The 13,764-nt window shown below is 59.8% G+C and carries 13 protein-coding genes; 8 read left to right on the top strand and 5 right to left on the bottom strand.

Translation table 11 applies throughout. From position 1 onward, the window contains the following. Window position 1: 1 nt before the first annotated feature. A complete protein-coding gene (locus P0R32_RS08110; protein WP_276236446.1) occupies window positions 2–799 on the top strand; it encodes a hypothetical protein in 798 nt (265 codons plus the stop codon). A gap of 187 nt (window positions 800–986) precedes the next feature. Here the strand turns inward: P0R32_RS08110 and P0R32_RS08105 are convergent, their stop codons facing one another. Further along, on the bottom strand, window positions 987–3,317 hold the full coding sequence (locus P0R32_RS08105) for an N-6 DNA methylase (protein ID WP_276236445.1): 2,331 nt from the start codon (window positions 3,315–3,317) through the stop codon (window positions 987–989). 265 nt (window positions 3,318–3,582) lie between these two features. Between P0R32_RS08105 and P0R32_RS08100 the strand changes: the two genes are divergently transcribed. Both P0R32_RS08100 and P0R32_RS08095 read left to right on the top strand, forming a co-directional pair. After that, window positions 3,583–3,939, top strand: coding sequence for a hypothetical protein (locus P0R32_RS08100; protein ID WP_276236444.1), 357 nt, complete (start codon window positions 3,583–3,585; stop codon window positions 3,937–3,939). After that, window positions 3,936–4,937: a Cdc6/Cdc18 family protein gene (locus P0R32_RS08095; protein WP_276236443.1), complete on the top strand. Its 1,002-nt coding sequence runs from the start codon at window positions 3,936–3,938 to the stop codon at window positions 4,935–4,937. The genes P0R32_RS08100 and P0R32_RS08095 overlap by 4 nt, the downstream gene beginning before the upstream one ends. An 80-nt stretch (window positions 4,938–5,017) precedes the next feature. Here P0R32_RS08095 and P0R32_RS08090 read toward each other — a convergent pair whose 3' ends face one another. Further along, entirely contained in the window at window positions 5,018–5,758 is a 741-nt protein-coding gene (locus P0R32_RS08090; RefSeq protein ID WP_276236442.1) for a DUF2971 domain-containing protein, read from the bottom strand. A 194-nt stretch (window positions 5,759–5,952) separates the two neighbouring features. Further along, a complete protein-coding gene (locus P0R32_RS08085) occupies window positions 5,953–6,423 on the bottom strand; it encodes a hypothetical protein (RefSeq protein WP_276236441.1) in 471 nt (156 codons plus the stop codon). A 253-nt stretch (window positions 6,424–6,676) separates the two neighbouring features. Between P0R32_RS08085 and P0R32_RS08080 the strand changes: the two genes are divergently transcribed. Then, window positions 6,677–6,928, top strand: a complete 252-nt coding sequence (locus tag P0R32_RS08080) for a hypothetical protein (RefSeq protein ID WP_276236440.1) — start codon at window positions 6,677–6,679, stop codon at window positions 6,926–6,928. A 108-nt stretch (window positions 6,929–7,036) separates the two neighbouring features. On the opposite strand, the gene P0R32_RS08075 is transcribed toward P0R32_RS08080, so the two are convergent. After that, complete coding sequence (locus P0R32_RS08075; RefSeq protein WP_276236439.1) at window positions 7,037–7,318, bottom strand: helix-turn-helix domain-containing protein; 282 nt, start codon at window positions 7,316–7,318, stop codon at window positions 7,037–7,039. Window positions 7,319–7,725: 407 nt separating this feature from the next. On the opposite strand from P0R32_RS08075, the gene P0R32_RS08070 reads away from it, so the two are divergent. The 3 genes from P0R32_RS08070 to P0R32_RS08060 are packed head-to-tail and all read left to right on the top strand — an operon-like array spanning window position 7,726 to window position 8,985. Beyond that, window positions 7,726–8,502 (top strand): hypothetical protein, encoded by a 777-nt coding sequence (locus tag P0R32_RS08070; protein ID WP_276236437.1) that lies wholly within the window; start codon window positions 7,726–7,728, stop codon window positions 8,500–8,502. Further along, the gene (locus tag P0R32_RS08065) at window positions 8,499–8,825 is read left to right on the top strand and encodes a hypothetical protein (protein WP_276236436.1); all 327 of its coding nucleotides are present in this window, start codon (window positions 8,499–8,501) and stop codon (window positions 8,823–8,825) included. The genes P0R32_RS08070 and P0R32_RS08065 overlap by 4 nt, the downstream gene beginning before the upstream one ends. Continuing rightward, window positions 8,818–8,985 carry a hypothetical protein gene (locus P0R32_RS08060; RefSeq protein ID WP_276236435.1) on the top strand — a complete coding sequence of 56 codons (168 nt, stop codon included), beginning with the start codon at window positions 8,818–8,820 and terminating at the stop codon, window positions 8,983–8,985. The genes P0R32_RS08065 and P0R32_RS08060 overlap by 8 nt, the downstream gene beginning before the upstream one ends. Here P0R32_RS08060 and P0R32_RS08055 read toward each other — a convergent pair. Further along, window positions 8,946–10,187 carry a site-specific integrase gene (locus P0R32_RS08055; RefSeq protein WP_276236434.1) on the bottom strand — a complete coding sequence of 414 codons (1,242 nt, stop codon included), beginning with the start codon at window positions 10,185–10,187 and terminating at the stop codon, window positions 8,946–8,948. The genes P0R32_RS08060 and P0R32_RS08055 overlap by 40 nt on opposite strands. Before the next feature lie 550 nt (window positions 10,188–10,737). On the opposite strand from P0R32_RS08055, the gene P0R32_RS08050 reads away from it, so the two are divergent. After that, entirely contained in the window at window positions 10,738–13,368 is a 2,631-nt protein-coding gene (locus P0R32_RS08050; protein ID WP_276236433.1) for a right-handed parallel beta-helix repeat-containing protein, read from the top strand. Window positions 13,369–13,764 lie beyond the last annotated feature (396 nt).

Raw genomic sequence — 13,764 nt, 5'->3', positions numbered from 1 at the left:
TATGGAATGGGAAGAAGTTCACGGGGGAGACAAAGCGAAACTTACCAAAGCATACGCTACATATCTGAATAACTTGGCAAAAGAAACAGAATCCGACGACAGCCCTTCAAAAAATTTTACTATTGACCTTGCTGACGAGCATACGATCACTATCGAGACAGATGAGGGTACCGCAGTCCGTTTGGGTCCAGTCCCGTATCGTCCCCAGGATGAATCTACAAAGGTGGAGATCTATATTCAGTTCGCGATGACAATCGGAAAGCGAACCAAGGATGGCTCTGAGAACTATCTGATCTCAAAGTCCTCAACTGAAATGGTTTATCTCAAACTCATCGAAACCGACGGTGAAGAAGCAAGAGAAAGAGTACAGGGCTTACATTTTGACTTCGACCTAAATGGGGACCAGGCAAATGGCGATGATGGAGAGCAAGACGCAAATCACCCAATCTTCCATGCACAGTATAATCCGAACTGTGTAGATACGAGCGCGCTCAAACATTGGGATCCTGCAGAACATGAGCGGTCATATCCGGCCTTCCCACGTATTCCATGTCCCCCATTTGATGTGGTTTCTGTGGGCTATATGATCCTGAATGATCACCTCCCCGACACAATTATTGAGAGTAGAGGATGGCCTTCTGAAGAGATAATACAGGAGCATATTCCGAGATTCCCAGAAGAATCATTCGAGCACGGGTTCGGAGGTCAAAAGATGGTTTCTGAGTCCTGGTACGTCCATCACTGCATAAGAGATGATGGAACACCTATTTTAGACGAAAACCGTCACCGCCCTATCTAAATTAGACCCTATCAGAAAGTATGATGCTAGCACATTCCTTTCGACTTACTAGGAGGTATATTCCGGGGGTTGCTCCGGAAGTTTAGCTCACAAACTGATTGTGATCAGTCATGCTAACGATCTTGGCTCACTGATTACCGAAGAAGTTCATTATCAAGTCCACTGTAGCATGCCATTTTACGCTCATTCAATTTGACTGAAGCTCATTACTATCTCGTGCACGAAGATCCAAGATGCTCTCGATGGATTTGTCGATCTCCTCGATGACCTCCTCACCACTGCGACCGTTTTGTCGCTTCTCACAGAGCTCGTCAAAAGAATTGGCCAATGTCTCCCGCTTCGACGGGGTCAATTCCCGGGGGTCGATTACCGCTGCACCACTCAGCTGGCCGATTTCGATTTTTTGCAGGCCACTGTAGTCGTGGCTGGCCGCACTGAGGATTTGCTCCATGACAGTGCTGTTGAGATACGCCAAAAGTGCGTCACGCTCGTCATCGGTATATCCGAAGTTGAGGTCGATTGCGTGGACATTATTCAGTGTGAGCAGATCTGCATCGTTCCGCATGAACAGGAAACCAGTCCGGTTCATGTATTTGCCAAGGATCGGTGCAGGATCGCGTGCTTCGACCTGGTACCAGTAGGACCGTTTTGAGACGAGGTACCCATCAGTGACCCCTGACGATTCGCCTTGCGCCAGGTACTCATCAACAGTACGAGGAAGTTCGTTACGTTCGACTGGCGCACCATCCTCACGACAGTACAACAGCCAAACTGACTTCCCCTCAGTCTCCCATGTCTCCCAGTTTGACTCAGTGAGATTAACATAGTCCATTCCACGTGCAGACTTGATGATCCGCCTTCGATACTTCTCCGGGATTCCAAGATCTGCGACTTCTTCACCAGTGAGGCAGAAGAAGTCGTTACTCCCCGTTGCAATTCCCCGCTTGATCGAGGCGATTGTCTCAAACTCGGTGAGCTCTGACCGGTCTAAAATTTCAGTCTCGTCGAGGTAGACCGACCATCGCTGATGGGCAGGTACTAGATCTTGCACAACTGTGGTATTGGATTCGACCGCTGGGAAGGACTCAAAATCGGACTGGAGTAGCTCTGGGGCATCGCTTATCCCGTCCCAGCTTGTGAGGCGACAGAAATTGATCTCGTGAGAGTGGTCCGGTGCACCCTTCTCAAGGAGGAGGATACTAGGACGGGTACGGACATCCTCAAAGACATCGAGCTCATCGGCGAGCTGAACGATGCCATGAATTGTAAACTCAGATAGTAGGTACTCCTTCAAATCGCGCCCAAATTCGGTGTCGAAAAACTGCGAAGGAACGATTGCGGCAAATCGACCACCACTTTCGAGGAATTGTGCCGCGTGAGCGATGAAGTACCCATACAACGGGGTCCGCGGAGAAAATTCTCGGCCGGTCTCTCGCGACACGGTCTCAGAGAGTGTATTCTTGAACTCCTCATCCAGTGCTTGATGTCGGGAGTAAGGAGGATTTGCGATGACGCCGTCGACGGTTTTCTGCTCGTACGAATCCTCATCCCAGCTGTGCGGACTATACTCCATGAAGTCATTCAAGTACAGATTGGGTTTACCAGAACCATCCACAAGTTTGAGCGTTACCGACGCCATTGAAATCGCAACATCGTCGACGTCTACGCCAGTGATTTCTGACAGCGGTCTCTCCGCGCCAAGCTTCAGTTTCCGGTCCAACCCACTCGAAGCGAGTTGACCAGCACCGATACCGGGATCAAGAATTGAGTCATCTGCCTCCCGAACTGCCCATGATGCCAAGAAGTCGCTCACATAGTCGGGAGTCCCGAATTGACCTAACGAACGTCGGGTGTCTTGCGGGACCAACGACTCATACACTGTCGTGAGCGTCGTTGCGGGGTTCTCGACGTTGCCAAGTGCGTTGGTTAGCGCGATGAGTAGCTTCGAGACGATCTCGACATCCGAGTCAATGAGACGCTCAATAGGAGCCCGTGCAAGCCCGCTGTCGCCGGTTTCCTTGTACGCGTAGTCCAACTGGCTGTTCCAGTGAATATCTGCAACTAACGGGTCCAGCGACTCGTGCTCGTCCTCATGGAGCGAATAGAGCGTTGCCCTGAGCAGTCGCTTGAATAGACCCATCCGATATGCGAAAACCGCTTCAGAAAGTGTGTCGTCAACATCTCTGTCTTCGATCCACTCGATAATGTTCTCGGGGAGTGCCTGGCCAGGTTGAGCTAGATGATCAGCGAGTTCCTGAAGCGTTTCCGTGATCAGCAACTCAATGGTATCCTGAGATTGGATCGCATTGGACCGCTCTGAAAGAGCATCTTCGCTCAGCGACCAAACGAATGTGTCCCCGACCGTCTTTTGAGTAACGACACCACAGCTCTCAAGCAGTAGGAGCTTCTGTCGGGCAGTTTCACGACTACAGCCCAGTTTGTCCTCTACCTCCCCCGTACTGTGAGAGCCGTCAAATGCAAGTCCCAGGATGATTCGAGCTGGCGAGTATTCAGTCACATATTTGCCAGTACTCGAGTCCCGAGGAATCGCCATACGGCGTCCATTGGGAGGTCTGCTAATGGTAGTTTCGGTCGCTAATTGATGGGTGACCTGTCACTCTGGGTGGGTCAATGCGAATCATGTTCCAACACTCCGATGTTCAACAGACGCTTGCACTAGCCAGCGTTCACTACCGGTGAGAATTCGACCCGCATCCGGGTGCCTCTACTTACACTCCGCCCTTGGATCGCTTCTAATACCGAACCGTGTCGGTATCGAGGTGATGTCAAAGTCGAGCACGAAACGCGGAGTCTTCACCCATACCAAGGGCGAACTCGCGTGGACGATCGCCGAACACCGCTCCCCGAGTGAGGCGATCACGCTGACCCGTCACCTCACCGACGCCGACGAAGGACGCTACGAACTCCTCGGACTCGTGAACGAGTGCGAGGTCGCGCTGTACTGGGACTACTTCTGGAACCACGTCGTCGCCGCGGGGTTCAACGTCGACGGTGTCGACGACCTCGCCCGAGACGTTCCCGAGGAAATCCGGTACGCCGGACGTGAGGACTACTTCGCCGAGGTCGACCTCGACGACTGGGACTGGATCCACCCACGGCACCAATGGCGGGCGGAGTGAGTACATCCGTCCCGCGGGTCCTGGAACTCGACCGCGTCCCCGAGCGGATGCCCCACCGCGACGCCGCGCTTGGGCAGCTCGCGAACGCCCTGGACCCGCTGCGCTCGGACCGCCCAGCGTACCCGATCTGTATCTCGGGGCCGACGGGCGCGGGCAAGACGGCAGTCTCGCGGTTCGCCGTCCGCGAACTCCGCCGGGAGACGGCGGTGAACACCGCGCACGTCGACTGTCTCCGGACGCGCTCGCGCGCCGCGATCCTCGAAGAGGCGTTGGTCGACGCCGGGCTCAAGACGCGCTCATCGCCGAAGGCGGACGCCGCGTCGTCGTACCTCGCGCAATTGGAGGACGCCGACTCGCCCATCGTCCTCACCCTCGACGAAGCGGAACACATCGAGGACGAGCACCTCCCGCACGTCCTCTTCGAGGCCGACGGCGTGACGCCGGTGTTCGTCGTCCACGAGTACGAGCGATTCGCGGCGCGCCTCGACGCCGCGACGTCGTCGCGACTCCGGACCGGCCCACACATCGAACTCAAGCGGTACAGTCAGTCGGAGCTCGTCGACATCCTCCAGTCGCGCGTCGACGCGGGCGACCTCTCGGGGATCACGGACGGGACGCTGGAGCTGATCGCGGACACCGCCGCTGGGAACGCTCGCGAGGCGATATCGATCCTCCGTGAGGCCTACGTCGAGGGGAAGGCCCGCGACGAACGGGTCACGCCGGCGCTGATCGCCGACGTCCGCGAACCGGCGATGGAGTCGATCCGGCGGTACAACGTCGAGCGGCTGGACACCCCGCATCGACTACTGAAGCACATGATCGACGACGCGGGCGAGATCCGCGCCGGGGAGTTGGCTGATCGGTTCGAGGTGGAGTACCCGGACGCGCACGGTCGCGACCGTCGGCGGTATCTGAACGTCCTCGTTCGGTACGGGTGTATCCGAAAGCAGGGGAGTGGGCGAGGGACGCGTTATCTGTCGATTGCCCAAGATGGGTAGGTTCTCATTTTCGACATGGTTGCTATCTGGAAACAGATTTTCTATATCAATCTCAATTCATTCTTTACAGACGTTATAGTCTAAAATATTGGATCCCTTTCGAGAGATGATCGTTGCGTCTCAAAGTCAAAGTCGAATTCCCGAATGACCGCTCTGACAGCACTTTCAAACCAATCAGGTGAGTCGGGAGCGATATACACCTTTTCAATCAGTTGATCGATATTGATCGACACTGGCTCACCGGCTGGAAAGTCTTCAAACATGTCCAGCTGAGGTTCCTCCCTATCAAGTAGCTCGGCTACGTCTCCCACTTTTGAATATACCGCCCGGAACTCTCTCTCGTGGCTGAAACTCTTCCGCTTGTGGAATAGTGGCGCAGTCAGATTTCCGTGTGGTATTTGATCCTCTGCGTAGTCAATATATTCCACTTTCCCAAGTTCGATCAACTCCTGTGGATTGTCGTATTCCTCCGTCTCCGAACCCGACTTCACTGGACGGTCCTCAATTGAGTGCTTAAAGTCCTGAACTGTGCTTTGGATAGCAATTCCTTTGCCTTCACTAGAGTAGAGGTCCCACATCGCGACCGATTCATACGAATTCAGGTGCCAACAGCTCATGTAGCTTGCTTTACTAGTGCCGATGTGGAGCAGCGTTTCTAACAAAGATGATTGTAACAGCTGTTCGACATTGATCTCCTCTGGCGGACCCATGCGTTTCGCCACTCTTTGTTCTACTGTTGGTAGAGGTAGTGCCCCCTCGTGAGAATCTTGAAATTCAGATGCAGCACTGAACCACAGGCTTTCTGTGTCGAGAATAGACACGAACTTTGGGAAACTAAGATAGCGCCATATGTCGCGTGTACTACCCGGCTGTTCAGGTTGCCAATCTGACTCGTCTACTTGAGACACATCATACCTCTGGTGTGTGAATTAATGTTTTGGATTATCACATCCCGTCATATAGATTCAGCAGGATAAATTCTACCGGTAAACAGAACCCCAACTAACAGTTATCTCTACGCCTCTGTTGATATCTTCGGGAGTGCGAACCCAAAGACTCTGACCTGCTCTGTCGAGCTGGGTTTATCCTTTACGAGTTGGATTTGTCCATCGCGAATTCGCGTTAGAATGTCATCCGGGACCCTGCCTGTAAGTGTGGATGAAGGGCTATGATGCAAAGCAACTACGAGTCCAATCGGGTGTCCGCCAACGTCATTGAAATAGCCCATCTGTAATCCATAGACACTCTCATTATCAGATAACTCTTCAACAAGTTCGTCATAGATTTCACAGAGACGTTCCCATCGATCTCGTCGGAGTTCCTGATTGGAGTCATTAACACCGTTTGATCGTTGGCCTGCTTCTTCCGGATTCACTAACGAGTCAATTACATAGCTCATCTCCGACTGAATCACCTCCGACGTAACCGGCCGGTTACTCAGACCGTCACGAATGTATGGATCTGGAACATCAGCAGTCTCGCTCATGGAATATCAATTCGCATCTGAGTGTTTATTATTAATACATATTGTGGTTCGGCCTGAACGTGTATTATTCAAGACAGCATGCCGGAAACACAGATTACCACAATATTCGTGTCCGGAAGTGCCGTAATTTTAGGATTTTTGTCCGGGACTGAATCCACGAGTCGTCACTGTATGGTGATTCTCTACACCAATGTTCGGAAAATAGTCGGCTTCTCTCACCTATTCAAACCCGAAACGGTACTCCGTTCGCTCGATGTCGACGAGAGATCGCGTCCTGTCCCCGCAGGACACCGACGACGACGCGCCGGAGATCCGGTTCAGCATCGACGAAGAGGCCTACCACGCCAGCGAAGTCGGAGTGACGCTCAGGCGCGGCGACGACCACGAACGGTTCCGCGTCACCGACGAAGACGAAGCGATCTACGAAGGATCCGGCTTCGTCCCGGCGTGGTGTGAGGCGACGGTCCAGCGGCTGGGACTGCACCTCGACGTGATCACGGAGTGAGTCAGATGCTCGCGACTCAGAGCCAGAACAACACGAGCGCCAGCAGCGCGAACGTGCCGCCGAACACGAAGGCGATGAACAGCTTCGCGGAGAGCGGGTATCCGTGTCTCATTCTTCACGGTTCTCGAGTTCCTCTACAGCGAGACGACCTTCGAGGTAATTCCGACCCCTCTCTGAAAGACGATACAGGGCTCTGCTTTCGTCCTCGTAATCGACCAGACCCTCCTTGCGGAGAGTCATCAGGTGTTCTCGAACAGCCTGACGCCCCCAATCTGTGTTGGCCTCGATCACACCCGGAGTCAGGACTAGTTCCCTCCCGTCCTGATTCTGGAGCAGTTCGAGGATGTCTCGATCAACCGGAGTCATCCACGAAGCGAGGCGCGGCCGCATTGGTCCAATCCGTGTTGGCCTCTCGCTTTACTATTTTCATGGCACCACCCAGACAAACAATACAGTCTAAGAGACAAATGGTTCTGTGGGTAAGAACTAAGTCACCCACCTACAGAACCATTTGTGGCGAAGGCACTTCGCGGACCCGTCTCTCACAGATGGGTCCCGGTTCGCAGAATGCGGACCCCGTGTTAGAGGCACGGGCCCGCGCGGGCCTTCGTGAAGCAGGCACGAAAGCCATGTACGACGACGCTACGGGGGGCCATGAAACCCCCGAACGAGAGGACGCACCGCTCACCCTGAGAACCGACTGTCCCGACTGTGGACGCGCGCTCGCGGACCACGGCCTTACATCGGCCGGACCCGGACGGACGACGCTCGCGCCGTGCGGGTTCGACGTCGCCGCCGTGACGCTCCGCGAGATCGCGTTCGTCCTCGACGACGGCGCACACCGGGTCGCGACGGACGGTGGCCTGGAGCGACTCGCAGATCTGCGAGAAGAGCGCGCGGCAGCGAGGCGTGCGTTCGAGGTCTCGCTGGAGATCGACAGCGAGGGCGGCGCCTCATTCGCGGGGGAGTGGTTCCGCGACGTGAGCGCCGAGATCGCGGCGGCGAAGGGGTGTCGAGCAGCGAACGAACGGATCGTCACGGACGGCGGCCAAGAGATCGAGCAGCGCCGGTACTGCGGCGACCGTGACGACTGGGAATACGGCGATCCGTGCGTCGGCTACAACGTCCCGCTCTCGATGCGGAAGGGTGGTGCGACTGGGCCGATGGTGAAGAAGACCTTCGGGACGAGGGGGACTTCGTACAAGTCACACTCCGTCGCGACGGCCTGCGAGGACTGCGGCATCGTTCGCTACTTCGCCAGTTCCGGCTTCGTCACCTCCTACTGGTGTGCCAACTGTGACGACGTACGCTGGTTCTACTTCCGTTGGGACCTGAACCGGGGCGAGCTCCCCGAGAGTGGTGACTACGTCGAACCCGACCGGAAGATCGTCGCCGACGGCGGCGAGCCTGAGACAGACGAAGTAGAGTACATCACGTGGTGCGACGACGCCTGCGGTCGCCTCGGTGGGTACCGAGGGAAGCCTGCGGCTGAGACCACAGCGAAGAGCCACCGAGAGACGACGGGACACTCCGCGTACGTTCTACCGCGCCACGAGGACGGTGATCAGCAGTGAGCACCGTCCCACGCTCTCCAGGCGACGTCCTCGACGACCTCCCCGCCCATCTCGCACGAGAGTCCGCCCCGCCGGACCGTAAGGGCAACATCAAGTGTCGAATCTGCCGGCGCTGGGTCTCGATCGGCCCCGACGGCACCGAGTTCGGACACGCCCGCTGGGGGAGCCGCTCGTGGGGCGACCTCGACGGCCCGTGCCCGCACCGCCCCGACCGCGCCGAACCGATCTCGAACGGGCCGGTCCCCGACTCCGCGCGAACCGTCCAGCGAGACGAGAACGGCCGCTTCGCCGGCCAGCCGACCGGAGGTGACGACGATGAGTAAGTCCACGTCCCCCACCACCCCGAACGACGAGAGCGACGACGAAGACAAAGACCTCTTCCAGCGACTCGCGGAGGACTACCCCGACGACGAACTCCTCCAGCGGCTCGCCGTGGCGATGAGTCAGTCCTCGGACTCCGACTCGGAGGTGAGGAACGTTTGAACGCTGTCGTCGGCGAGCGCGGAGGCGGGACGCTCCCGCGCTTCCCGCGCTGCGTCCAGGAGGCGCGAATCCCCCTCCGCGACCGCGCGATCCTCGAGCGCTCTGGTGAGCGTTTCAAGCTGCTCGTTCGCGGTCGGGTCGAGTGCCTGCGAGCAGTGGAGACAGAACTCCCGCTCTCGCGGCGTGTCCTCGCCACAGCGCGGACACTCGACGGGACCGACTGGATCGGGCTCCGTCTCACTCACGTCGCGCCCGTGGATCCGTGCGAGTTCGTTGTCGGCCGCGTCGGCGAACACGGCGATGTACCGTGCCGCCGCGGTCGAGCCGGTGACCCACCCGTGGTGGTGTTCGAGGTGCGCTTGGCTCATGCCCTGCGAGGCGAGGTACGACGCGGACGACTTCCGGAAGTTGGTGAGCGTGACCGGCCGCTCGACGCCGGCGCGCTCGGCGACGGACGCGATCGCGCTCGTGAGGGCTCTGTCGGTCGGCTTCACGAACGGTCGGTGGAGCGAGCACCAGAGCGGATCGTCCGGTTCGCTGGTCGGGTGGTCCGCGAGCCACCGCGTCACGTACGGGACCGACGGGATCAGCGTCACCGTCCGACGCCCCTGCTTCCCGTCGACGGTCACCTGGAGGCCGTGCGTGTGGTCGGTGACGTCGCCGTAGGTGAGGCTCTTGAACTCGCCGCCGCGGAGGCCGGCGTCCCACTGGAGCGCGATCATCGCGCGGTCGCGGACGTTCTGGCACTCCTCGAGCATCGGCTGGACGTGCTCCTCCCAGTGGAGCATCTCGCTGGGCTTCGGTGCGGGGTCGTAGTTGCTGGACGTCGTCGCCGGCACCCAGTCGACGCTGTCCGGCACGTCGTCGCCGTCGGTCACCTTCTGGGCGAACACCCGGAAGCCGACGCGGTAGTCGCGGTTCGTCTCCTCGTTGTCGTAGGTTCGGTTGATCCAACGGACGATCTCCTCGGCCGCGTCACGGTCCTCCAGCGCCTCCGCGACACCCCCGACGTGTTCGGCGATGCGGACGATGTGACGGAGGAGCTTCTCGTGGCGCGCGTCGGAGTAGGAACTCTTCAGCAGGTACAACTGATCGCTGAACTCGAGGATCCGTTCGGCGTCCGCCTCGGCTATCTCGTCCCCGCGCTCTTCTTCGACGCGGTCGCGGAGCGTCTCGATGTACTCGGCGTGGTCCCGGCTCATCTGCGTTCGGTGCCTCTCCCGATTCGATTGAAAACGACCCGTAGGCTGGATTCGAACATTCCCTTCGTATTCCGCCCCCGGCTTCTCCTCGCGGTCACTCCTCACACGGCAACGCTCGCGAGTCACTCGCGGCGGTCACGACGGTCGCTGCGGCGGCAGTATCACGGAATCTACCGAGTTGCATCCGTAAGCCGTTCGCATCGCAGACTCACCCGAGACTACCGACGGACTGCGTCGTGAGTGTCCCGACCTCGCGCTCGGATCCTCGGCGGCCAGGAACGCGGAGTAAGCGCTCACCACGCGACGCCGGCCCCATCGGCTGCGCTCGCCGATGAGTCGAACGAGTGTCATAACTTAGTGATCAATTCGCGTACGGTTTGCTCCCGCGCCCGGGTGGACCACGCGCGGGCGACTCACCCATGGCGTACGTCACCACCTTCGACACGAGCACGATCGCCCGCGGTGTCGACCGGCGACCGACGGACCGAACGTCGCCCCGGATCCGTCTGACTTCGATCGCCTGTCCCGGCGACGACCGCGGAGGGACGCGATGAGCCAGTCGTCCCGACTGCGCCGGACCGCCGCCGTCGCGCTCGTCGTCGCCGTGACGGTTGTCGTCGGGGTCGCACCCGTCGCGGTCGGCACCACCCCTACCGTGTCGATCGGCACGGACGGGGGGCAACTGCAGACCGCGACGACGATCGACTCCTGCACGACGATCACCCAGCCAGGGGTGTACCGACTCGCGGACGACATCACCGCGGACATCTCCGGGGCGTGCCTCCACGTTCGGTCGTCGGACGTCGTGCTCGACGGGAACGGACACACGGTGACCGGAGACGGTGTCGGCACGGCAGTGTTAGCGTACGAAGGCACCCCGGACGGCGTCGCCGACGGTCCGCTCTCGAACGTCACCGTTCGGAACATCTCTGTCACCGATTGGCAGGACGGCGTCGAGATTGGGACGAACATCGACGAGGGCGTCGAGGGAGTACGCGTCCTCGGTGTTACCGCGAGCGATAACAGATTCGGCATCTCGTTCACCGAGTCTCGCGACATCGAGGTGCGAGCGGTTACGGCGACCGGAAACAGGGTCGGCTTCTACTTCTGGGAGACGTACGACGGGAGCGTCGACGGCCTCACCGCGACCGACAACGACGAGGTCGGACTGTACCTCGCCCAGAACGTCGGGCGGATCACCTTCACCGACGCCGAACTCACCGGGAACGGCGCCGACAGGTCCGACCGCGGGGCGCTCCGCATGAGCGACGACGTCGGGGAGAACGTGATCAGGGACAGTTACATCGCCGACAACGCTGGCCACGGGATCACGCTGTCGGACACGTACAACGGAAACACGATCCGGGACACGATCATCGAGAACAACGGCGGATCCGGAATCTACGGCGACTACGCGAGCGGGGAACGCCTGATCGACGTCACGATCCGCGACAACGGAGGCCACGCAATCGACGTCGAAGACGGGTCGATCGAGTTGACCCGCGTCAGCGTCGACGACGTGCGCGTCACGATGCAGGGCGGCGCCGCCGAGGTCGACGCGGACGAGGACGACCCCTTCTGGCTCGACACGGTACAGAGCGACACCCTCCCGACCGCCACCGCCGGGGCACCCGTCGCCGACGAGGCGCTGGTCGCGAACCGACTCCCCGCCTCGCTCCGCGTGGTGTACGACCTCGACAGCGCCGGCTACACGGACAGCGAGGTCGACCTGTGGCGCTACAACGGGGCCGGGTGGGCGTTCGAGGCCGACGGGTCGGTGACCGGTGATCGCTTCGTCGCGACCGTCGACCGCGACGGCACCTTCGTCCCGCTCGGCCCGACCGACGGGGGCGACGGTGGCGACGCCGGCGACCTCGAGGACGCGACGCTGGAGGTCCTCTCGACCGAGGAGAACCAGTTCGAGTACGAAATCGTGGTCGAGGGAACCGCCGAGAAGTCGATGACCGAAGACGTCGCCGCCGACTCCGGCGACCGAGTCGTCGACAACGGCGACGGCACCGTCACGATTAGCGGTTCGACGGGCAGTAACTCGGGTGACGCCTTCACCGTCTCCGGTCGGATCGTCTCCGTCGAGATCAGCGGCGTCGACGACGGCTACCAACTCGTGCTCGACGGCGAGGACGTGACCGACGAGTACGCACCGGTCAACGGTGACGACGACAGCGACGACGGTGAATCGGAAGCCATCCTCGAAGTCCTCTCGACCGAAGAGAACCAGTTCGAGTACGAAATCGTGGTCGAGGGGACCGCCGAGAAGACGATGACCGAAGATGTCGCCGCCGATTCCAGTGACCGAGTCGTCGACAACGGCGACGGCACTGTGACCATCACCGGCTCCACCGGTAGCAACTCGGGTGACGCGTTCGCGATCACCGGGACGGTCGTGTCCGTCGAAATCGACGGCGTCGACGACGGGTACGAGGTGCTCGTCGACGGCGACTCGGTGTCGAGCGGCATCGTCACGGACGATGGCGCCGACGCTGACGATGACGACGGCGGCGACGACACGGCTGGTGCGGAGGTAGTCCTCGAAGTCCTCTCGACCGAAGAGAACCAGTTCGAGTACGAAATCGTGGTCGATGGCACTGCCGAGAAGACCATGACCGAGGACGTGGCAGCCGACTCCGGCGACCGAGTTGTCGACAACGGCGACGGCACCGTGACGATTAGCGGTTCGACGGGCAGTAACTCCGGTGACGCGTTCACGATCACCGGGACGGTCGTGTCCGTCGAGATCAGTGGTACCGACGATGGGTACGAGGTACTGGTCGACGGTGACTCGGTGTCGAGCGGTATCGTCACCGACGACGGCGACGATGCGGACGACGGTGACGACGGGGATGCCGACGACAGCGACGACGACACCGCTGATTCGGAGGTGATCCTCGAAGTCCTCTCGACCGAAGAGAACCAGTTCGAGTACGAAATCGTGGTCGAGGGGACCGCCGAGAAGACCATGACCGATGATGTCGCCGCCGACTCCGGTGACCAAGTCGTCGACAACGGCGACGGCACCGTGACGATAAGCGGCTCGACAGGTAGCAACTCCGGCGACGCGTTCGTGATCACCGGGACGGTCGTGTCAGTCGAAATCGACGGCGCCGACGACGGCTACCGGATCGTGGTCGACGGCGACGACGTGACCGACGAGTACGACTGACGACCGACGCGACCGGATTACCTGCGAGCACCGCTGCTCGTGGGCGTGTTACCCGTGTCGGTCGCACTGACCGTCCGTGTCGGTCGCACTGACCGTCCGTGTCGGTCGCACTGGCCGTGGCTGGTCGTGTGAAAGAACGCGGGTGACGGGTTGGAGTCACCCGCGGAGCCGAAACCGGAGTCGGTCGCGCCGTGGAGGACGCGACCGGGTGTGGTGCGATGCGATGGCAGACAGTCGGCCGGGGAGCCGCTGTCGGCGGGTCGTCCGAGCACCTGTGTGGCCGCCGCGCGTGCGTCGACCACCGAGTGTCGCTCGGGCGTCACTCGCGTCCAGGGTGGCGACAAACCCCGTCTGCGAGTGTCCTACCGAACGCGGGGTTCGAGTATTGTTACTCGT

The organism is Halobaculum marinum (genome assembly GCF_029338555.1).
In the GTDB taxonomy this organism is placed as follows: Archaea; Halobacteriota; Halobacteria; order Halobacteriales; family Haloferacaceae; genus Halobaculum; species Halobaculum marinum.
The sequence above is the reverse complement of the archived record's forward strand: the minus strand, read 5'-3'. Positions and strand labels throughout refer to the sequence as shown.

Excerpts from the sequence above, each read along its gene's own strand:
- P0R32_RS08110 (WP_276236446.1), top strand. The coding sequence starts at position 2 with ATGGAATGGGAAGAAGTTCACGGGGGAGACAAAGCGAAACTTACCAAA.
- P0R32_RS08100 (WP_276236444.1), top strand. The coding sequence starts at position 3,583 with ATGTCAAAGTCGAGCACGAAACGCGGAGTCTTCACCCATACCAAGGGC.
- P0R32_RS08085 (WP_276236441.1), bottom strand. The coding sequence starts at position 6,423 with ATGAGCGAGACTGCTGATGTTCCAGATCCATACATTCGTGACGGTCTG.
- P0R32_RS08080 (WP_276236440.1), top strand. The coding sequence starts at position 6,677 with ATGTCGACGAGAGATCGCGTCCTGTCCCCGCAGGACACCGACGACGAC.
- P0R32_RS08075 (WP_276236439.1), bottom strand. The coding sequence starts at position 7,318 with ATGCGGCCGCGCCTCGCTTCGTGGATGACTCCGGTTGATCGAGACATC.
- P0R32_RS08060 (WP_276236435.1), top strand. The coding sequence starts at position 8,818 with ATGAGTAAGTCCACGTCCCCCACCACCCCGAACGACGAGAGCGACGAC.
- P0R32_RS08055 (WP_276236434.1), bottom strand. The coding sequence starts at position 10,187 with ATGAGCCGGGACCACGCCGAGTACATCGAGACGCTCCGCGACCGCGTC.
- P0R32_RS08050 (WP_276236433.1), top strand. The coding sequence starts at position 10,738 with ATGAGCCAGTCGTCCCGACTGCGCCGGACCGCCGCCGTCGCGCTCGTC.